Raw genomic sequence first — 19,614 nt, 5'->3', positions numbered from 1 at the left:
GCATGCCACTGCTTTCCGCACCCGCACTGCCAGCGGGCTCGATGGCGGCACTGACGCAACCCGAGCTCTCCGCGCAGGACCTATTGCTTCGCCCCTGGCGGCCCGCAGATCGGCGTACCGTCGTGGCCGGCTACGCCGACCCCACCATTCAGCGCTGGCACTGCCGCTCGATGACCCACGACGAAGCTGGCGACTGGATAGCCGCCTGGTCCAGCCGGTGGAGCGGGGAGACCGGGGCCGGTTGGGCCGTGCTGGCTGCGGGACACGTCGTCGGGCAGATCAGCCTGCGCCGGGTCAACCTTGCCGAGGGCTTGGCCGAGGTGTCGTACTGGGTGCTGCCGGAGGCGCGCGGTCGTCGGGTCGCCCCCCGCGCGTTGTCCGCGGTCACCGCCTGGTCCTTCGACACCCTCCGCTTACACCGCGTCGAGCTCTGCCACTCCACGGCAAACAACGCCTCCTGCCGGGTCGCGCAGTACGCCGGCTTTGCCCTGGAAGGCACAAAACGCGCCGAGGGCCACCACATCGACGGCTGGCACGACATGCACCTCCACTCCCGGCTCGACAACGACCGGTGAGCACCCGCCCTTCCCGGGAGCTTTCGTCGACACCATCGCCGAACTGCGACTGACCCGGCGTCGGCGGTCTCGTGAGTGGCCCCGTCGCTCCGCGGACTTCCTTCCCACCGCCTTCGCCGTCGGTGGAATCGGGGGTTTCATCGTCGCGCTCTGGATGGGAACGTTGCCGTACCGCCACCGGGCCACTCTGGCTGCCGCGCTTGCCCCGTCGCCAGCCGATCGGACGTTGGCCTGGGCATCGGTATGGGAGCAGCGGCGACCGGGGCGAAAGGCTCCGGGGGACTGCTGGCCCGCCCCCTCCTCGCCAGTAGCAGCGGGATGCCGACCACGGGCACCAGCCACAGCGCGATGTGGAGCCGGTTGCCCTGGCTGACCACCGGGTGGGCGATCTGGGTGGCCAGTCCGGTGCCGGCCACGGCCAGCGTGAGCCACCCCAGAGCACGATCGTGGCGTAGGAGCGCCCACGCACCAAAGGCCAGACCGAGCAGCAGCCATGGCGACCGCAACTCCTGCTGCAGCCACTGGGTCCAATAGGTGACGTTGAGGTCCACCAACCGCTGCCAGGGGTCGGCGACATCGGGATGCGTGAAGTGGCCAGTCCACTTGTCCTGCAGTGTCTCCCCCGCACCTGACAGGCCGAGCAACTTGGCGCCTGCGAGGATGCCGACCGTGGTCACACCCCCAACGCCGACGACCAACCCGGTCCCGACGTGGCGATGCCGCCGACTGGTAGCCAAAATGAGCAGCCCGGCCGCGGCCAGCCCGGCCGCTACCAGCAAGAAGGTGGAGAATCGGATCACGGCACCCGCAGCCAACGCGCCGAGCAGCAGTGACACCCCGGCTACGGTGCGCCGTCGTAGTAGCCACACCGCGCCGAGCAGGGCGGCCACGGTGAGCGCCATCGCCGGTCCCTCGGTCAACGGATAGGCACCCCAGAATCCGATTGGCGAGCCGTAATAGGCGATCTGACCGGCCACCGCCAGGTGTTGGGGCACGCCGATCTCCCGCAACAGGCGGACGATCAGCAGCCCCCCGATCGCGGTACACAGCACGGAGGTCACCGTGAGCCCAGCGTTGACGCCGAGGACCGCCACGAGCGGGGTGGTAAGGGCCGGGTAGCCCACCCGGTCGTTGAAAATCGCCTCGTAGCGTGGGTTATTGGGTGTCAGCCCGTCCGGGTAACGCGCGACGCACGCCTGACTACGTTGGGTGATCTCGGGAGCGTCATACATGGTCAGCGGGCCGACCGACGCGCGACGGGCCTCCCAGCGAGACAGTTTGCCGCAGTAGGCCGCCAGGGCATCACGCTGAGCGTCAGCTGGTGACTCGCCGAGCAGTTCGAGGGCGACGCGCGCGTAGCGGTAGCCATCATTGGTCGGACCCACCGCCGGCCGGAGCGCCACCGCCCAGAGTCCGACCCACGCGAGTGCCACGAGCAGTGGCACGAGACCACGCCTCAACGATGTCACGGAGCTCCCTCGGGGATTTTGACTGATCAGTCAATCAACCTGGCCGCCGAGATTCTATGGCCCGGCTCGTGGCTAGGCTCAATCGGTACTGGCAGGTTTCGGATCACCGATGGTTCAGCCGCCGCCCGGGTTGGCTCCCGGCGCAGCGGATCATAGGCGGCAAAGGCCTTGTGCAGGTCGTTGTGCGCTGCTAGACAGCGCGCCAGCGCCACGGCGTCCTCCAGCGCCATCGAGGCGCCCTGGTCACGCGAGCCACGCTACGAGACATCGGTGGTGCCGGCCAGTCGAGCCAGTGGGGGCATTCTGCGTCGCCACTACGGTGTCCAGGCGCACTGAAGTGGGCCTACACCTTGGCGACGGCTGCCACGAGAGTCCAGGAACCCGCGCCGACGGCGATGGCCGGACCAGTCATGGTCCGGCCAGCTCACAGCCGGTAGGCCAGGTTGATCATCATGCCGGTCTCGGCGTGGTAGATGTTGTGGCAGTGGGTCATCCACTGTCCGGGGTTGTCCGCGTCGAGGTCGACGGTGACGGTCTGGTGCGGGGTCACGATGACGGTGTCCTTGCGGGGGCCGCCGTCGCCGAGGGCGAAGGTGTGCCCATGCACGTGCATGGGGTGGAACATCATCGTTTGGTTGATCATCCGTAGCCGTACCCGTTCGCCCTCCCCGACCAGGAGCGGCTCGGCGTCGGTGAAGGTCTTGTCATTGATGGTCCAGCGGTAGGGCATCATGCCGCCACCGAGGACCAGATCATGGGTCCGGTCCGGTTCGCGCGGGGTCAGCCGTACGTTGTCCGCGGCCCCCAGCTGGTTGGTGAGAATGACACGGCGCTCGAGTTCGGCTGGGCGCACCTCGGCCGACGGTGGGCTGCCGCCTCCGGTCCGGACCACGGCGAGCGCCTGACCCGTCTTGCCCTCGGCGACCGCGACCAGGGGGAACACCCCGTCGTCGACGACGACCTCGATGTCAACCCGCTCACCCATGCCGACGACCAGTGCGTCAGTGACATCCGGGACGACCGGAAACCCGTCGCTGTGCGTGACGGTGAGCCGGTGCCCGCCCAGCGCCACCCGGAAGGCGGTGTCGGAGGCGGCGTTGACCAACCGGATGCGTACCCGCTGGCGGGGCCGGGCGGTGAGCGTGACGGGGGCGGCCGGCACCCGACCGTTGATCAGGTAGTGCGGGTAGTCGACGTCACCCGCGCCGCCGAGCAGCGGCGAGATCATGGACTCCATGCTGCCGCCCATCGGCATCCCGGCGCCGTGGTCCATGCCGGTCGCGCCGTGCCCGCCGGGCATCCCGTCGGTGCCGTCGCCGTGCCCGCCGGGCATCCCGTCGGTGCCGTCGCCGTGCCCGCCGGGCATCCCGTCGGTGCCGTCGCCGTGCCCGCCGGGCATCCCGTCGGTGCCGTCGCCGTGCCCGCCGTGCATCCCGTCGGTGCCGTCGCCGAGCGCAGCCAGCACGTCGTCCGGAGTGCGCCCGGTGCCGTCGACCCAGTCGTCCAGGACGACGACCCACTCCTGGTCGTAGCGGCCCGCGTCGTTGGGGTCGTCCACGATCAGGACACCGTGGAGCGCCCGGTCGAGTTGCACCCCGGAGTGCGGGTGGTAGAAGTAGGTTCCCGGATCGGGCGCGGTGAAATCGTAGGTGAAACGCCCGCCCGCGCCGATCGGGTCCTGGGTGACCCCCGGAACGCCGTCCATGTCGTTACGCAGCGCGAGGCCGTGCCAGTGCACGCTGGTGTCCGCCGGCAACTCGTTGACCACGTCAACGCGGAGCCGGTCACCGGCCTTCGCCCTGATCAGCGGACCGGGGGCGTCCTCCGTATACCCCCAGGTGTCGACGGTTACACCGCCCAGATCCAGAGTCACCGGGCGGGGGGTGAGGGTGGCGCGCACGGTGGCGGCGCCAGGGCGTTGCCGGGCCAGTTCGGCGCGGCGGATGGCCTCGGCATGCGGGTCGACCAGTTTCGGGGTGTTGCGGTTGGCGGCGACGGCGACGACTCCGGCGGTGCCGGCGAGACCAGCGGCCCCGGCGATCCCGGCGATCACGTGCCGGCGGGTGAGCAGCGATGGCATAAAGGCTCCTTCGTGTGCATCTCCAGCGTCATCGACCGCCGGCCCGGCAAGTAGGGAGCGGGCCGCTTCTTCAGAGAATCTTCATGGCCCCGAAGGGGTCTTTCCGCCGGCTTCGGGCCATGGTTGGTGAGGACGTGAGGTCACCCTGGTCCAACACCGGGCCGCCTCGCACGGGTCATCAACGACGAGGAAGTGAACGTAGCCAATGAGCAGGACGTCGCAGCCGATGCGGCCACGCAGCAGCTCCGGATCCGGGCGAAAGCCGCAGGGTCGCAGTGGGCTGGCCACACCGCCGCGGACGATCATCATCGCGGCGCTGGCCGTGCTGGCCATCCTCACCGCCGTGGTGACGTTCGCCCTGCGCAGTCAGGGGTCTTCGAACGGCGACCCCACAGGTGGTGCCGGACACCAGGGGTTCGGGCACGTCCACGGGGTCGCGGTCGACCCGGGTAGCGGCGCCCTGCACGTCGCCACGCACGTCGGGCTGTACCGCATCGACGGTCCACGGACCGCCGTACGCGTGTCACAGGACTACCTGGACCTGATGGGCTTCACCATGGTCGGCCCCGGGCACTACCTGGCCTCGGGCCACTCCACGCACGGCCCGGCCAACGTGGGCCTGATCGAGTCGACCGACGGTGGCGTGACCTGGCGGGAGAAGTCGCTTACCGGTACGGCGGACTTCCACGGGCTCCAGGTCGCTCACGGCTCGGTCTACGGCTACAACTCGGTCGACGGCGAGTTCATGGTCAGCGCCGACCAGCGGGAGTGGGAGCGCCGTTCCCGTACGACGATCGGCGCGTTCGCGGTCAGCCCGACCGACGGCGGGACAGTCCTCGCCGTCGGTCGCGACGGCCTACAGCGCTCCACCGACGGCGGCCGCAGCTGGCAGCCGGTGCCGGACGCTCCTGCTGTCGGCCTGCTGGCCTGGGACCACACCGGCGTGTGGGCGGTTGCCCCGGACGGAGCGGTCTGGTCGTCGTCCGACGGCGGGGGGCAGTGGCAGCGGCACGGAGCGGTACCGGGTGAACCGCACAGCTTCGCTGTGCAGGACGGCACCCTCTTCGCCGCCCTCGCCGGTGACCGGATCGTTGCCAGCACCGACGGCGGTGCTGCCTGGACTGATCGGTACGCGTCGGAGTGAGGAGCACCGCCGCGAGGGACCAGGACATCAGTGGACGGGTGCTGGTCGTGGACGACGAACGGAGCCTCGCCAAGGTCGTGGCAAGCTATCTCGAGCGCGATGGCTACCAGGTGCGCTGTGTCTTCGACGGCCCGGCGGCGCTGGATGCCGCGCGGGAGGACGAGCCCGACGTCGTCGTCCTGGACCTGATGCTGCCCGGCCTCGACGGTGTGGAGGTATGCCGGCGGTTGCGGTCGTTCAGCGACTGCTACGTCGTCATGCTGACCGCCCGCACCGAGGAGGCCGACAAGCTGACCGGGCTCGGTGTCGGGGCGGACGACTACCTCACCAAGCCGTTCAGCCCTCGAGAACTCGTCGCCCGCGTCGCCGCGATGCGGCGTCGCCCACGCCAGCCCCGCGGCCGGCCGGAACCGGCACCGCGTCGGTTCGGTCCGCTGGCGGTGGACGTGCCCGCCCGCGAAGCTCGCCTCGACGAGGTGCCCGTGCCACTCACCCGCACCGAGTTCGATCTGCTGGCAGTTCTGTCCGGCCGACCGAATGTCGCGCTCAGCCGCGCCGAGCTGATCACCGCGGTGTGGGGTGAGGGGTGGGTGGGCGACGAGCACCTGGTCGACGTGCACATCGGCCATCTGCGGCGCAAACTCGGCGACACCCCCGCCCACCCCCGGTTCATCCGCACTGTCCGGGGCATCGGCTACCGGATGGGACCGCAGTCGTGAGCTCCTGGCGCGTCAGCCTCGCCGTGCGGCTCTTCGCCGCGCAGGTGCTCGCGCTCGCCGTCGGCGGGCTGACCCTGGCACTGGTCGCCGGCGCGGTGGGACCACGGATCTTCCACGAGCACCTCGGGCAGGTCGGCGAGGAGGTCAGCGCCGAGGCGCGCTGGCACGTCGAGCGGGCGTACGCCTCGGCGAACGCGCTCGCGCTCGGTGTCGGTCTCCTCGCCGCGCTGGTCGCGGCGCTGGCGGCCAGCGCGTACGCGACACGGCGGATCGCCAACCCGGTCACTCACTTCGCGCACGCCTCGGCCAGCCTCGCCAACGGACACTACGACGTGCGCATGGCCGACCCCGGCCTCGGCAACGAGCTCAAAACCCTCACCGACTCGTTCAACACCATGGCGGAGGGCCTGGAGACCGTCGAAACGACCCGACGACGGCTGCTCGCCGACCTCGGTCACGAACTGCGCACCCCGCTCGCCACCATCGAGGCCTACCTCGAAGCGGCTGAGGACGGTGTCGCCGTTGACGACGAGGACCTTCAGTCGGTACTGCGGGCCCAGACCGCGCGGCTGCACCGCCTCGCCGACGACATCGCCGCGGTCTCCCGCGCCGAGACGCATCAGCTCGACCTGCACCCGGTGCGGACGGACCCGGCGGACCTGGTCCGGGACGCCGTGTCCGCGGTGCGGCCCCGCTTCGCCGGCAAGGGCGTGACGCTGCGCAGCGACCTTCACCCTTGCCCGCAGATCAACGTCGACCCGCAGCGGATGGGGCAGGTTCTCGGCAACCTCCTGGACAACGCGCTACGGCACACACCCGAGGGCGGGACCGTCACGGTGCAGGTGATCAGCCGTACCAGAAGTGTCGAGCTAGCGGTGGCCGACACCGGTCCCGGCATCCCGGCGCAGCACCTCCCGCACATCTTCGAACGCTTCTACCGGGTCGACACGGCCCGGGACCGGGACAACGGCGGCTCGGGGATCGGGCTCGCCATCGTGCGGGCCGTGGTCAGCGCCCACGGTGGGCGGGTACGGGCGGAGAACGTACCCAGCGGTGGCGCGACCGTCCGGGTGGTCCTGCCATCAGCGGGACAGGCGCAGATCTGACCGGACGGCCACCCGGTAGGTAGCCATCCAACCGTGCGCCTCAGGCACGACCGCGGAGCATGAGATTCCAGTAGAGGGCCGGCAGTCCGTAGCGCTTGAGATACCACATGTCGGTGCGTTCGTGGGTGGTGTCGAGGAACGGAATGCTGGGTGCGGGTTGCATGGTGTAGTCGAACTCGGCGAGCAGCATCTTGTTGCGCGCCGTGGTCAGCGGGCAGGAGGCGTACCCGTCGTATGCCGCCGACAGCGGCTCGCCCTTGCTCGTGGCGATGAGGTTGCGGGCCACCACCGGTGCCTGTTTGCGGATCGCGGCACCGGTCTTGGAATTCGGAGTGGACCCGGCGTCGCCGAGGGCGAACACGTTCGGGTATCGGATGTGCTGCAGGGTGTTCCGGTCGACGTGGACGTAGCCGGCCGGGTTTTCGGGGTCGGCCAAGGCGGTCTGCTTAAGCCAGTCGGGGGCTGACTGCGGTGGTACCACATGCATGAGGTCATAGCCGATGGTGTGTCTGGTGTGGTTGGTGTGATCAGCGATCACCGCCTGACGGCTGTCGGCGTCGACTTCGACGAGTTCGCTGTTCTTGTGGACCTCGATGCCGTACCGGGCGGCGACACGTTCGAGTTCGTCGGCGAAGACCTGGACGCCGAACATGGTGGGGGTGGGCAGCACAAGCACGACCCGGATGTCCTTGAGAACGCCTTGTCGACGCCAGTGGTCCGCGGCCAGGTAGGCGATTTTCTGCGGGGCGCCGGCACACTTGATCGGCCCGGCGGGCATGGTGAACACCGCGGTCCCGGAGCGCAGGTTTCGGATCAGTTCCCACGTCTTCGGCGCCGTGGCGTACGTGTAGTTGCTGGACACCAGCGGAGTGTCCATGGCCGCCGCCATGCCGGGGATCTTGTCCCAGTCGAGTTGGATGCCGGGGCACACGACGAGATGGTCGTAGCGGACCCGGATCCCACCGGCGGTGGTGACCGTCTGCTGGTCCGGGTCTATGGTGTGCGCGGCATCCTTGATCCAGGCGACGCCCTTCGGCATGACCGACGCCTGCGGGCGGGCGCTCTCCTTGGCCTTGGCGCATCCGCCACCGATCAAGGTCCACAGCGGCTGGTAGTAGTGGGTTTCTGCGGGATCGATGAGGCCGATGTCGGGGACTCTCGCCCGGCGGAGCCGGGCGGCGACGTCGATGCCGGCGCTGCCGCCGCCGACGATGAGGATGCGATGGTGAACGGCGGGTGCGGTCATGACGGTGCCTCCCTGTGGGTGAGGCCGTCGGCGGGGTGGCGCTCCCTCGGCGGCATGGGGTCGGTCAGGGTGTTCAGCCGGTGGCCAGGCCGGCGGTGACAGCGACGGCGTACTCGTCATCGATGTGGACGACGTCGTGGCCGGCACGGTCGAGCAGGCTGGCGGCGATGCCGGCCCGGAACCCGCTGGCGCAGTGCACCGCAAGCGGGCCGGGTGGAACGTCACCGAGCCGATCCAGCAGGCAGTGCAGCGGGATGTGCACCGAGCCGGGAATCGCGCCAAGGGCGCGTTCGTCGGCGCGCCGCACGTCCAGCAGGGTCCGCGCCTCCCCGGCCTGCTGGGCTGCGGCGAGTCCCGCGAAGGTGATCCGCCGGTAGCTACGGGTGGCCACGCCGGCGGCCAGGTCGCGCAGCTTGCCCGTGGCCGCACCGTCGGGCCGGTCGATGCCGATGCGCACGAGTTGGCGTTGCGCGTCGGTGATCTGCTGCGGGTTCGCACCGATCAGGGTGAGCGGAATGCCCCAGGGAATAAGCCAGCCGAGGTACGTGGCGAACTGCTGGCTCAGGGCGATACTGATGGTGCCGACGAGGTGCTCGGCGGCGTACGCGGTCCGGTCGCGCAGATCGACCACCCACTCCCCGGCGCTGATCCGTTCCCGCAGTTCGGTCGGGTTTACCTGCTGCGGGGCGGACAGGTCGACCGGTCCGGCGCCAGCACGGTTACGGGCACCCATGTACGCGTAGTAGGCCGGGTAGGCGGTAAGACCGGCGACCAGCTGCGCCACGAAGGTGTCCTCGTTCGTGGCGGTGAACGCGTCGTTACGGGTTCTCTCCTGCCCGACGGTGCTGTCCTCGCCAGCGGAGCTGGATCCGGCGGAGCAGAAGCTGCCGAATCCGTGGGTCGGGAAGATCCGGACGTCGTCGTCGAGCAGGTCGACGAGGCGGTGTGCCGAGCGATACTGGGCCCGGGTCAGTTCCTCCGTGCGGGCCGGGTCGACCAGGTCGGTGCGCCCAACGCTGCCGTAGAGCAGGCAGCCGCCGGTGAATACTGCCGCCGGCCCGGGGCCACCGCTGATCACGAAGGCCAGGTGGGTATCGGTGTGTCCCGGGGTCGCCACCACGCGCACTCGCATGCCCCCCACCGACAGTTCGTCACCATCAGCGACGCCGTGCCGCGCGAACGCCACCTCGTCGGCGGCGTTGACCACGTACGGCGCATCGTGCTGACGGGCCAGTTGCAGGCCGCCGGAGACGTAGTCGTTGTGGATGTGCGTCTCCAGCACCATCGCGCAGCGCAGCCCACGCTCGTGGAGAACCGTTTGCAAGCGGTCCAGGTCACGCTGCGGATCAACCACGATCGCGACGTGCCCGTCGTGGGCGATGTAGCTGCGGTCACCGAGCTCGCTGGTCTGCACCACTGCCACGTCCACCACGGGATCAACCCCTCCTTGGCGAAGATGCGCATGCACGTCCGTCAGATGTTGATATTCGAGCAGCGGTAGCAGACGCATCGGGGCACCCGGTCGCCAGAGCCAGCTCCAAAGAAGTGGCGCTCGGACAGAGATGGCTGAAGCGTCCGCGGGGTCTGGCCCATAGCACCGCCTTTCAGCTCCTCGCGAGCAAAACATCGAACTACATGAACGTCGTACCCATAGGGTCACCCAGGGTTTAGCCCGGCGCAACCAGGAACGCCGGAAACAATATTCATGTGCCCACCGGCTGCCTGCGCGACGACCAGGGCTTAAGGCCCACCGCCAAAACACCGCCGCCCTGGCACCCTCACCGCCGCGCTGGCACCCTCACCGCCGCGCTGGCACCCTCACCGTCGCCCGTCACCCCGGCCGGCGAGGAGCACAAACGCCACCACCCCGACCACCGAGATGATCACCTGGGGCAGAGTCATGGCGGCCGGTACGCCGGTGATCAGGGCGGCCAGGCCCAACCCTCCGCGCCAGGAGTCCGGGCCGTGAGCAGAGCGCCCGCGCCGATACCCCAGCTGACCGCGAGGACCGTCGGCAGCACTGACCGGGGCCGGGCCGGAGAGATTGAGCAGCCGACGCAATGCCGGCAGGTCCCGGCCCCGTCTCGCGTTGACCGTGGACGGGGCGACCGCGGCGAGCCCGCTCAGCAGCCAGCCGGCGGCCAGCACGATGCCCCAGCCGGTGAGCGACCCCAAGAGGGTCGGCATCAGCAGCGTCGCCCCGGCGACGAGGAGACCCTCAGGTGACCGGCGGGCCACAACGAGATCGTGGCCGACCACGGCGCGGGGGCCAGCGATACTCGCAGCCCACCACCCCTCGGGGAACGTGTGGCCCACCGGCGCTCCTCGGCGGCCCTGGAGGCGATGCCCGGGTCGACGGTGACCAGTCCCGCGCCCGCGACGGCCCCCAGTGTGCTGCCGGCGGCGAGCCGAGTAGGCGTGGATGAGGGTGGATCGCTGATTCCGGCAGCACGGGAGCTACGGTGTCCAAGACGTGCGGGGACCGTTCTCAGTCGATCCAGTCCGTGGACCGCCGCTTGGCGTGGCCGAATGTCTTCGGCAGGGTGCCTGGCACCACAATCAGGCAACTACCGAGGGCAGCCACTGGACATCTCGCCGACGATTCGCGGCTCGACCTTCGCGATACGCCGAGACTCGTACGCCGCCGGATGCCTGCTACCTCGCCGACAAGGGATCAACCTGGGTCGGGTTGGCGGCTGCGTGCCACCAGGTAGCCGACGTAGGCGGCGAGCGCGACGGCCGCCAGCGCCGCGGGCGGCCCGGTCCGTGCGCGGACACTGCTGCGGGATGCCAGCGCGGCGCCGAAGGACTGGTCGGCCAGGAGCGACCAGCGCGACCGCCAGGACAGTGCCGAACCGGTCGACAGCGCGGAGCCGACGGACAGGATCGATCCCGCCGATCCGATACTGGCGATGGAGGCGATCGAGCCGACACTGCCGATGGACAGTACCGAGCCATGGGAGCCGATCGACAGGAAGGAGTCTGTGGACCACAGTGACAGCCGCGCGGAGCCGGTAGAGGTCATGAGCGGATTATGCGGCACTCCGGTGCTGCTCGCGTCTCATCGGACCGCACACACGACGTGGGCAGTCGTTGGCGGGACTCCTCAGATTCATGGCGCATCACGACGACTTCCCCCGGGACCTCGGTACGGGCCGCTGGTAGTCGGTGGCGTCGGACATCATTTCGTCAGTACTGTCCCAGCCGTGGTTGAGGTCCGTCGCGCCGAAGTTGAGGATGCAGCGGAGTTGGTGCGGCTGCGTGGAATGATGCTGGCGGATATGGACGGGGTCGATCCACAACCGGGGAGATGGTCTGCAGCTGCAGCGGAGACGCTGCAGGCACGGCTCGCTGATCCGCTCGGCTCGCTGGCAGCCTTCGTGGTCGAAAGAAATGTGGCGCCCCAGGGTTTGGCCGCGTGCGCGGTCGGTGTCATAGAGCATCGCCTGGGTAGTCCGGATAACCCCAGCGGTAACGTGGGATACATCTTCAACGTAGCCACGGATCGTGACTGCCGTAGACGTGGCTATTCGCGGGCTTGCATGCAGGCGCTTCTCGGCTGGTATCAGCAACGGGCAGTTACGAGAGTAGACCTGCGGGCTTCCCGCGACGGCGAGTCGCTCTACCGGGCGCTGGGCTTTACGCCGACGCATTCCCCGACCATGCGTCTGGTGCTACCGGTGTCGCTGTAGCCGTCGGCGGATGGCAGAGGCAGCCCTCGACGACCCGCGACCGCGTGCCCGGGCGAAACGTTCCGGCACATTCGTCTGATCAGGTGAGTGGTCCCGCTCAGCTCCTCGGCTCGGACAGGACACAGAATTCGTTGCCCTCCGGGTCGAAGAGAGTCACCCAGTGCTGCCCTTCCTGCGCGGGCTCGGCGCGCCGGGCACCGAGGGCGATCAGCCGGGCGACCTCGGCCTCCTGGTCGTCGGGGCGGAAGTCGGGGTGGAGCCGGTTCTTCGCCGTCTTGCCCTCGGGGACGGGGACGAAGAGCAGCCCCGGCAACCGGTCCGGCTCGGGCCGGATCTCCACGATTTCCTCGGTCTTGTCGACCACGACCCAGCCGAGAGCCTCGGCCCACCACTGCCCGAGGGCGATGGGGTCGGAGGAGTCGACGATGATCTGCTCCCACTCGAGTGCCATGGGCATGAGCATAAACAGTCGGCCGGCGGTCGAGCAGGGGCCGACGGTCTGGCGGTCTGGCGGTCTGACGGTCTGACGGTCTGACGGTCTGACGGTCTGACGGTCTGACGGTCTGACGGTCTGACGGTCTGATCCGACGGTGAGACGTTCGCCCAGCGGAGCGAATCGACGGGGCACCCCACGATGAGTGACATCCGCCGTATGCTCGGGGATCGAATCACGATGCGTGCATCGGCTGTGATCGATCGTGCTGCCCCGGCGCGCAGGGCGACCGGATGCTCCTCGCGGCCCTGTGGACGGCAGTGATGCTGGAGCTGTTTGGCGTCGTGCCGGGTCTCGCACTCGTGCGTCCGCTCGGCCTGGTGTTTCCGCAGTGGGTCCCGGTGGTAGCGAAGCGGCGGGTGCCGAACTGGCTGCTTCTCGTGCCCAGCTCGGGTGCCTCTGCTCTGCTGCTGGGCCACGGCGGCACGTTCGTCGGCTTCGGACTGAGCGCCCCGATCAAGGGTGAGACGATAACCACCGAACTCCGCCGGTACGCGATGTGCTGGGGTCCCTGGTTCATGCTCGGAGGAATGCTGTTCGGTGTCGCGGCGCTTGCGTACCTGCGGGAGACTTCGGAACGGAGCACGTGGCGACGCCGGATCGGGGCCGCCGCCAGTGTGGTCGCCTTTTCCGGTGGTCTGATGGCTGCCGCCGCGCCGTTCATCGTCACCTGGCTGGCGGCCGGCGCCGAAGAGTGGGCGCGGGCCGGGGCGTGGGCTCGGGACCTCGCCGAGCGGACGCGGTTACGGCGTCTGGCCCGCCGCTGGTGACGGCGTCGCCGCCAGCTGCACCAGCCCCGCACCACTTCCCCTGAGGAGCGCCTGTGAGCACTGAGATCGACGTTCTTGTCCTAGGCGGCGCCGGTGTGGACACCATCGTCCACGCACCGCAGCTACCCCTTCCGTTCGCCGACAGCTACCTGGTGCCGGCGATCACGACCCGCGCGGGGCAGACCGGCGACTTCGTGGCGATGGCGGTCCACGCCCTGGGCCTGCGCACCCACCACATCGATCTGATCGGCGACGACCACGAGGGCGACTTGGTCCGCGCCCTGCACGCCGAGCGGGGCATCCCGCTCACCGGCTTTCCGCTGCGGGCCGGTACCCGCCGTGCGGTCAACCTCGTCGCCCCGGACGGACGACGGCTGTCCCTGTACGACAGCAGCCGATCCGAGGCGGGGGACCGGCTCCCGGTGGAGTCGGTCACCGCCCTCGCCGCGGCGAGCCGGCACGCCCACGTGTCGATCACCTATCCGTGTGCCTTCGCCCTCCCCACGCTGCACGCGGCAGGGGTAACCATCTCCACCGACCTGCACAACTGGGACGGCAACGAGCCCTACCACGAGGACTTCGCCTACGCTGCCGACCTCGTCTTCGTGTCGTCGGCCGCACTGGCCGACCCCGAGCAGACGATGCGGCGCATCATCGAACGCGGCCGAGCCCGCACGGTCGTCGCCACCGCCGGAGCCGAGGGGGCGTACCTGCTGGTCGACGGTGAGTTCGGCCATGTTCCGGCGGTCGATCCGCCGGCGCTGGTGGTGGACTCCAACGGTGCGGGCGACGCCTTCGCCGCAGGTTTCCTGTTCGGCTGGCTCGCAGGGGAGCCGGCGCGGCGGTGCGCCCTGTACGGCGCGATCTCCGGGGCCTACGCCTGTACCGTGGCGCCGACGAACGTCGACTCCATCGACCGGGGCGCGCTGCTCGCCCGGGCGGCGGAACTGGACCCGCCCGCGGGCCGAGGCCGCCGCTGGTGACGGCGCCCGGAGTGGATATGACGGGCACGTCGGCCGCCACCGGCTAGGACGTCGTCATCCTCGGGGCGGAATGGCGGGCTCCGTGCTGGCAAACCGGGGTGAGCGAGGATCCCGACCGGTCTGAGTCGCCGAAGGAGGTCGGCGTCGAGCCAGGTGTGCAGATCCTCGACGGTACTGGCTTCGGTGAGCACTACCTTCTACATGCTGGCCAGGCGTGCGGGCCGGTTCAGGTCGTACTCGGCGTGCCCGGACCAGTCGAGGTGACGCGGAAGCGTCACCATGCCCTTGGTGGGGCCGTGCAGCGCGGCGAGGGTTTCGGCGATCACATAAGGCTTCCGCTCGCCGTAGGGTCGGTAGTCCGCCGGCGGCCGGCATGGGGTCCGGCGCCGGTTGACATTGGTCGCCCGCCGGGCCAGTCGATCTACAACGCAAGTAGATGAGTTCCCCGAAAGCCTCCACGACCCGGAAAGGAGCCGCGCCACCGCGTGAGCTGGCGAACTGGTTGTCGACGCCGGTTCTGGACCGGTTTCGGGCACATACACCGCCTGATCCTGCCTGACCGGGGTAGCTCTGACCCCGGTCAGGCAGCGCGGCCTCAGGCGGGGTTCGCCGTGGTGAGGACGTCGAAGGACCACAGCTCCCACTTGTTGGCGTAGGTCACCGACTCGGGGGCGCGATGCGGGCGGGTGGCGTACCAGGCGTCGTACGCCTCAGTGTCACGCCACTGGGTGACCACCAACCAGGTCGTGCGGTCGTCGGTGGGACGCAGCACCTGAAAGCCCTCGAATCCGTCCGCCTCTTCGATCTTTCCTGGGCGGGCCGAGAACCGTTCGACGAATTCGTCACCGTGACCCTCGATGATGTCTATCGCATTAATTTTGACGATGCTCATGTGTCACTCCTCAGGTCGTCGTCCGCGGGTGGCTCAGGCCGGTTGGCCTCCTTGACGAACGTCAGCATGACGACAGCGTCACTGACCGCTCGCAGGTCGTGTTTGCGATCTGGAATCACCAGGTAGTCGCCCGCGGAGCCGTGCCACGTCATCTCGGTGGTGCTCACGGTGGCTGTTCCCGACAACAGGTGCAGGGTGGCCTGTCCTGGGTTCTCGTGCTCACTCAACGCCGATCCAGCCCGCAGTGCCAGCACCAGTTGCTTCAGGCTGCGGTGATCGGCGTTGAGCGTGGCCGCGGCGCGCCCGGACGAAGCTTCGTGGGCGCGGGTCAAGAGTTCCTGTCCGAGTTCGTGCAGACTTTTCATTGGCGTCGTGGACATCAGTCTTTCCTTCGGGTGCGGCGGGTCAACGTGATCTGACACGAATCAGGTCGCGGGAAAGGGGTGAGTTGGGCCGCCACCGATGTCCCGGCAGTGGCGCGGGTGATCCCGTCCACCATGCCATCGTGTAGGGAGCAGATGACATCGCCGTAGTCAGGTATGAGGTCGAGAAAGGGGCAGCGCCATAACGTGATGTCGGCGCGGTCCCCGGTGAGCGTGGCGGTCGGCGCGAACTCGTGGGCGTCGAAGCGGGATGTGAGCGCGGTTGCGGCCCGAGTGAGTGGGGCGCCGTCGATGGCCTCCGTCGGCTGCTCGGATGCCCACGCCCGTCCGGCGGCACGTGCGATTGCACGACCATTCGGCTGCTCGCGCAATGCGCGCGCGAGGAGCCCCGCCAGCAAGCGGTACTGGGTGGGTCCAGCGGTGTCCATGCCGACGGTTGCGCGATAGGTCATCGGTGGGCGGCCACGGCCGCGAGGAGCACCGGGTACGCGCTCGGCGAGCTGCGCGCCAACCAACTCCTCCAAGTGCAGCCGGGTGGTCTCGACCGGCCAGCCCACTTCGTCTGCGACCTGCTGAGCGGTCATGGCACCGGCTGCCCGGTGGAGGACCTGCCGCAGGGCTGTTCGCCGACTCGTCACGAACCAAATATACACAAGGCAGCTTGGGTAAAATTCACGCTGTTCACCTCGGCCCCCTAGGGTCTGGTCCGTGGAGCGGTTGGCGCGGCGGCTGGGGGTAACTGATGCGGTGGTCATCGGGATGGGGGCGATGCTCGGCGCGGGCGTCTTCGTGGTGTTCGCTCCAGCTGCGGCGGCCGCCGGCGGGACCGGACTGCTGGTGGCACTTACGCTGGCCGGGTTCGTAGCGTTTTGTAATGCGACCAGTTCGGCCCGGCTGGCGGCCCGCTACCCCGAGTCCGGCGGCACCTACGTCTACGGGCGGGAGCGGCTCGGCCCGTTCGCCGGGTTCGTGGCCGGCTGGGGCTTCGTGGTCGGCAAGACCGCAAGCTGCGCGGCGATGGCGCTGACGGTTGGGGCATACCTCTGGCCGGACCGGGCCCGACTCGTTGCCGTCATCGCCATCGCGGCCGTCACCGCCGTGAACCTGCGCGGTGTGGGGAAGACGGCGCGGGCCACGAAGGTGCTGGTCGGGGTGGTGCTGGGGGTCCTGTCCCTGGTCGCGGTGGTCGGCCTGACCGGCTTCGCAGCGGAGCGGATCGGCGGCGTCGGCTCGGTCGGCGGCCAGGTGCTCAGCGACGTCGGCGGTGCCGGTGCGCCCGGTGTGCTGACCGCCGCAGGGCTACTCTTCTTTGCTTTCGCTGGGTATGCCCGGATAGCCACTCTCGGCGAAGAGGTACGCGACCCGAGGCGAACGATCCCCCGAGCGGTGCCGCTGGCGCTGGGTACGGTGCTGGCGATCTACTTGGTGCTAGCGGTGATCACGTTGGGAGTGCTCGGCCCGGACCGGCTGGCCGCCTCCGCCGCGCCCCTGGCCGACGTGGTGACCGCCGTCGGGCTGCCCGGCCTGTCCTGGGTGGTCCGGGCCGGCGCAGCCGTGGCGGTGATCGGGGTGCTGCTCTCGCTGCTCGCCGCCGTGGGTCGGACCCTGCTGGCAATGGGCCGCCGACGGGACGTGCCGGTCGGCTTGGCCGCCGTGCACCGGGTGCACCAAGTGCCATACCGCGCTGAGCTGGCGGTGGCCGTGGTCGTGGCGGCCGTGGTCCTCGTCGGTGACGTCCGCGGGGCAATCGGCTTCTCCAGCTGCACCGTGCTGGTCTACTACGCGATCACCAACGCCGCGGCGCTCACCCTTGGCCGTGACCCGGGCCGTCGGCTGCCGGTACGGCTGCTCGCCGTGCTGGGGCTGGCCGGCTGCGTCACGCTGGCGGCCAGCCTCCCCCCAGCCACCGTTGGGGCGGGAATCGGCGTGCTCGCCATCGGCGCTGCCTGGTACGCGCTACATCGGCGGTACCTCGACCGCGCCGGAGGCCGTTGACCCGCTCTAAACGAGGCACCTGGCACGTCACCGACTCGCTCACGAGCGGGTAGAGCCTTCTCCCGGCAGGTTGGCCGCCCGGCAGGAGGACACGGCGCTGGTCCAGAACGGCAACTGGTTCCTGCTGACCCGCACCGTCGGCGAATGACGACCTTTCACGCCACTGCTCCGAGCCGGCGCGAGCGGACGCCCGGCGTGGTCGTTCAACAGCGGGACTCAGCGAGGCCGACGAACTCGTCCACGGCACCGGGGACTTCCGCTCCGAGGATGGAGGTGGTGATGGGAAGGGTCAGGATCGAGAGAGGTCCGCGCGCCTCCAGTCGCCAGGTGACGTCGTACCCGCCCTGGTCGTTGGGTTCGATCGTGTGGTGCCAGTCGGTGTGGGTCCACGGCAGACTCCTGAAGCGGTCCGTGTAACGCTCCTGGGGCACGACTTCGACCACCACCGAGCAGTACCTTGATCCGGCCCTGGCCCGACCGCCCGGACGCTTAGCCTCGGTCTTCCATCTGGGCGGTCGCTCAGATGCGGCCATCGCGTTCTCTTCTCCCTCTCTGACTTGGTCGTCTTGACGGATCGACGCGATGGCGTCTCTCATCTACGCAACACGCCTATCACAGGCAAGTCGGATATTGCTCCCGTGGACACAACCCCACGGGCGGCCCGGATGCGCCGGCGTCGCTCGGCGGCTGCGGCGAGGTCCTTCCGTGCCCGAGGCGAGGTCACCTCTGGTGGGACCCGCCCTGGACGGTGCCGTCGCCGGAGGTCCAGACGAGGACGAAGCGCAGACCCGCGATGCGCCAGCCGGCGTCGGTCCGGACCGCCTCGACGTCGTAGTAGCCGCCCATGTCGAACCGGCGCGTCGGATCCACGAGGAAGGGGCTGGCACCGAGGGAGACGTGCGTACCGATGATCTGCGCCCGTGCCCGCGCCCGGTCACCGGAGACCTCCACCAGGTGGTCGCCGCTGACGTGCAGCGTCGCCTCCCACGCCAGCTTGGCCCGCTTGTGAAACTCGACGAGCCCGTCGATGCCTCGCCGCTCTCCGATCGGGAAACTCAACCAGACGTCATCGGTGAAGATGCCGCGGTACCAGTCGTCGTCGCGGCCCTCCTCCTCGGCGGTGTCGAGGCTGACCACGTAACGGCCGATCAGCTCGCTGATCTCCAGCCGGTCGAGCAATGCCCCGAGCTGCGGCGTGGCGGTCGGGGTGGCGTCCTGGAGCTGGGTCATCGCAGGTCCCCTCTCTGCTCGGCGATCGTCAGGATCCGGTACTGGCCACGCTTCGCGAGCCTGATCCCGTCGGCGGCGTCCTTCATCCAGTTAACGACGACGTGTCGGCCGGCCCGGGCCGGGAGCATGTTGGTAACGCTCCGGCCGGGGGACAGCGGCAGAAAGCCGCACCCCGCGTTCAGGTCGAACGGCGCCGCGGCCGGCCACTCGCTGCTGTAATCGCGGAACGCGTCGAAGTAGGCGCCGATGTCGCTCTCGTCGACACCGTCGGCGATCGGGAAGATCACGGCCTCGACGAACTGGCCACCCGGCATGACATTGGTGAAGGTGAGCGGCCGGCCGACCGTCGGGGTGCCGAGCACGGCGTACCCGGGCCTGCCGTCGCCGGTCCGCTCGGCGCGGATCGTCCCGCTCGCCACCGGCATCTGGCCGTCGGCCTCTCCGGACACGTCCAGGAGTTGGTAGCGGGGTTCGCCCGTGCCGGCGGCGGCCGGGTAGTCGAAGAGCACGTGCGGACCGGGGGTGAGCTCGACGGTGAATGTGCCAGGCATTCCGGGGTGGATCACCGCGCCGCTCAGCAGGGTCGCGCAGCCGCCCAGTGCGGCGCTGCCGGCGACGATCCGGTCTGCGTCGTCGGAGACAGTGTCCCGGACGTGCCGGCGGAAGGTAGGCCAGTCAGTTCCGGGGGTGAGCCGGGCAAGGCCCACCCAGCCGGCGCCCTCGGCGTTGGTCCGGGAGATGAACGTGGTCGGACCGGGTGTGGCGGCGGCCGGTGCCGTCAGCCCACGGTCCGTGGACATGATGGTCAGCAATTCGGTATCGATCACGACCTACACC

21 protein-coding genes and 3 pseudogenes are annotated in these 19,614 nt (G+C 69.5%); 9 read left to right on the top strand and 15 right to left on the bottom strand.

Annotated elements, in window-relative coordinates; genetic code table 11:
* Positions 1–2: 2 nt before the first annotated feature.
* A complete protein-coding gene (locus AC1UKG_RS03225) occupies positions 3–575 on the top strand; it encodes a GNAT family N-acetyltransferase (protein ID WP_018745723.1) in 573 nt (190 codons plus the stop codon).
* A 137-nt stretch (positions 576–712) separates the two neighbouring features.
* Here AC1UKG_RS03225 and AC1UKG_RS03220 read toward each other — a convergent pair whose 3' ends face one another.
* From AC1UKG_RS03220 to AC1UKG_RS03210, 3 genes and pseudogenes are all read right to left on the bottom strand, one after another.
* A complete protein-coding gene (locus AC1UKG_RS03220) occupies positions 713–2,044 on the bottom strand; it encodes a hypothetical protein (RefSeq protein WP_482643179.1) in 1,332 nt (443 codons plus the stop codon).
* Positions 2,045–2,070: 26 nt separating this feature from the next.
* A pseudogene (locus AC1UKG_RS03215) lies at positions 2,071–2,286 on the bottom strand (hypothetical protein); the annotation flags it as partial.
* Between the two features lie 182 nt (positions 2,287–2,468).
* On the bottom strand, positions 2,469–4,124 hold the full coding sequence (locus AC1UKG_RS03210) for a multicopper oxidase family protein (RefSeq protein ID WP_482641857.1): 1,656 nt from the start codon (positions 4,122–4,124) through the stop codon (positions 2,469–2,471).
* Positions 4,125–4,329: 205 nt separating this feature from the next.
* Between AC1UKG_RS03210 and AC1UKG_RS03205 the strand changes: the two genes are divergently transcribed.
* The 3 genes from AC1UKG_RS03205 to AC1UKG_RS03195 are packed head-to-tail and all read left to right on the top strand — an operon-like array spanning position 4,330 to position 7,093.
* Positions 4,330–5,268 carry a F510_1955 family glycosylhydrolase gene (locus AC1UKG_RS03205; RefSeq protein ID WP_475890286.1) on the top strand — a complete coding sequence of 313 codons (939 nt, stop codon included), beginning with the start codon at positions 4,330–4,332 and terminating at the stop codon, positions 5,266–5,268.
* Positions 5,269–5,294: 26 nt separating this feature from the next.
* Positions 5,295–5,987 (top strand): response regulator transcription factor, encoded by a 693-nt coding sequence (locus tag AC1UKG_RS03200; RefSeq protein WP_026271439.1) that lies wholly within the window; start codon positions 5,295–5,297, stop codon positions 5,985–5,987.
* Complete coding sequence (locus AC1UKG_RS03195; protein ID WP_482641858.1) at positions 5,984–7,093, top strand: HAMP domain-containing sensor histidine kinase; 1,110 nt, start codon at positions 5,984–5,986, stop codon at positions 7,091–7,093. The genes AC1UKG_RS03200 and AC1UKG_RS03195 overlap by 4 nt, the downstream gene beginning before the upstream one ends.
* Before the next feature lie 40 nt (positions 7,094–7,133).
* Here AC1UKG_RS03195 and AC1UKG_RS03190 read toward each other — a convergent pair whose 3' ends face one another.
* From AC1UKG_RS03190 to AC1UKG_RS03175, 4 genes are all read right to left on the bottom strand, one after another.
* Complete coding sequence (locus AC1UKG_RS03190; protein WP_482641859.1) at positions 7,134–8,339, bottom strand: NAD(P)/FAD-dependent oxidoreductase; 1,206 nt, start codon at positions 8,337–8,339, stop codon at positions 7,134–7,136.
* A 73-nt stretch (positions 8,340–8,412) separates the two neighbouring features.
* Positions 8,413–9,771 (bottom strand): MBL fold metallo-hydrolase, encoded by a 1,359-nt coding sequence (locus AC1UKG_RS03185; protein ID WP_018814295.1) that lies wholly within the window; start codon positions 9,769–9,771, stop codon positions 8,413–8,415.
* Between the two features lie 386 nt (positions 9,772–10,157).
* A complete protein-coding gene (locus AC1UKG_RS03180; RefSeq protein WP_482641860.1) occupies positions 10,158–10,655 on the bottom strand; it encodes a hypothetical protein in 498 nt (165 codons plus the stop codon).
* Between the two features lie 358 nt (positions 10,656–11,013).
* On the bottom strand, positions 11,014–11,364 hold the full coding sequence (locus AC1UKG_RS03175) for a hypothetical protein (protein ID WP_018745708.1): 351 nt from the start codon (positions 11,362–11,364) through the stop codon (positions 11,014–11,016).
* A 181-nt stretch (positions 11,365–11,545) separates the two neighbouring features.
* Between AC1UKG_RS03175 and AC1UKG_RS03170 the strand changes: the two genes are divergently transcribed.
* Positions 11,546–12,031 carry a GNAT family N-acetyltransferase gene (locus AC1UKG_RS03170; RefSeq protein ID WP_155244450.1) on the top strand — a complete coding sequence of 162 codons (486 nt, stop codon included), beginning with the start codon at positions 11,546–11,548 and terminating at the stop codon, positions 12,029–12,031.
* A gap of 97 nt (positions 12,032–12,128) precedes the next feature.
* Here the strand turns inward: AC1UKG_RS03170 and AC1UKG_RS03165 are convergent, their stop codons facing one another.
* Positions 12,129–12,494, bottom strand: coding sequence for a VOC family protein (locus AC1UKG_RS03165; RefSeq protein WP_018740248.1), 366 nt, complete (start codon positions 12,492–12,494; stop codon positions 12,129–12,131).
* Between the two features lie 263 nt (positions 12,495–12,757).
* Between AC1UKG_RS03165 and AC1UKG_RS03160 the strand changes: the two genes are divergently transcribed.
* Positions 12,758–13,294, top strand: coding sequence for a hypothetical protein (locus tag AC1UKG_RS03160; protein ID WP_018814292.1), 537 nt, complete (start codon positions 12,758–12,760; stop codon positions 13,292–13,294).
* A 53-nt stretch (positions 13,295–13,347) separates the two neighbouring features.
* Positions 13,348–14,277 carry a PfkB family carbohydrate kinase gene (locus AC1UKG_RS03155; RefSeq protein WP_475890282.1) on the top strand — a complete coding sequence of 310 codons (930 nt, stop codon included), beginning with the start codon at positions 13,348–13,350 and terminating at the stop codon, positions 14,275–14,277.
* Positions 14,278–14,393: 116 nt separating this feature from the next.
* Here the strand turns inward: AC1UKG_RS03155 and AC1UKG_RS03150 are convergent.
* The 4 genes and pseudogenes from AC1UKG_RS03150 to AC1UKG_RS03135 form a co-directional block, all read right to left on the bottom strand.
* A pseudogene (locus AC1UKG_RS03150) lies at positions 14,394–14,690 on the bottom strand (hypothetical protein); the annotation flags it as partial.
* 182 nt (positions 14,691–14,872) lie between these two features.
* Positions 14,873–15,169, bottom strand: a complete 297-nt coding sequence (locus tag AC1UKG_RS03145; protein WP_475890281.1) for an antibiotic biosynthesis monooxygenase — start codon at positions 15,167–15,169, stop codon at positions 14,873–14,875.
* Positions 15,166–15,534, bottom strand: coding sequence for a hypothetical protein (locus tag AC1UKG_RS03140; protein WP_018745701.1), 369 nt, complete (start codon positions 15,532–15,534; stop codon positions 15,166–15,168). Before AC1UKG_RS03140 ends, AC1UKG_RS03145 begins: the two co-directional genes overlap by 4 nt.
* Before the next feature lie 14 nt (positions 15,535–15,548).
* On the bottom strand, positions 15,549–16,205 hold the full coding sequence (locus tag AC1UKG_RS03135; protein ID WP_482641861.1) for a helix-turn-helix domain-containing protein: 657 nt from the start codon (positions 16,203–16,205) through the stop codon (positions 15,549–15,551).
* A gap of 55 nt (positions 16,206–16,260) precedes the next feature.
* Between AC1UKG_RS03135 and AC1UKG_RS03130 the strand changes: the two genes are divergently transcribed.
* Positions 16,261–17,547 carry an APC family permease gene (locus AC1UKG_RS03130; protein WP_026271437.1) on the top strand — a complete coding sequence of 429 codons (1,287 nt, stop codon included), beginning with the start codon at positions 16,261–16,263 and terminating at the stop codon, positions 17,545–17,547.
* Between the two features lie 70 nt (positions 17,548–17,617).
* A pseudogene (locus tag AC1UKG_RS03125) lies at positions 17,618–17,695 on the top strand (SitI3 family protein); the annotation flags it as partial.
* Positions 17,696–17,750: 55 nt separating this feature from the next.
* Here the strand turns inward: AC1UKG_RS03125 and AC1UKG_RS03120 are convergent.
* The 3 genes from AC1UKG_RS03120 to AC1UKG_RS03110 all read right to left on the bottom strand — a co-directional run bounded on the left by AC1UKG_RS03120 (position 17,751) and on the right by AC1UKG_RS03110 (position 19,604).
* Complete coding sequence (locus AC1UKG_RS03120) at positions 17,751–17,993, bottom strand: hypothetical protein (RefSeq protein WP_018814287.1); 243 nt, start codon at positions 17,991–17,993, stop codon at positions 17,751–17,753.
* A gap of 274 nt (positions 17,994–18,267) precedes the next feature.
* Positions 18,268–18,777 (bottom strand): nuclear transport factor 2 family protein, encoded by a 510-nt coding sequence (locus AC1UKG_RS03115; RefSeq protein ID WP_018745697.1) that lies wholly within the window; start codon positions 18,775–18,777, stop codon positions 18,268–18,270.
* The gene (locus tag AC1UKG_RS03110) at positions 18,774–19,604 is read right to left on the bottom strand and encodes a hypothetical protein (RefSeq protein WP_018745696.1); all 831 of its coding nucleotides are present in this window, start codon (positions 19,602–19,604) and stop codon (positions 18,774–18,776) included. Before AC1UKG_RS03110 ends, AC1UKG_RS03115 begins: the two co-directional genes overlap by 4 nt.
* Positions 19,605–19,614 lie beyond the last annotated feature (10 nt).

The organism is Salinispora sp. CH2A1_6 (assembly GCF_056820975.1).
The sequence above is the reverse complement of the archived record's forward strand: the minus strand, read 5'-3'. Positions and strand labels throughout refer to the sequence as shown.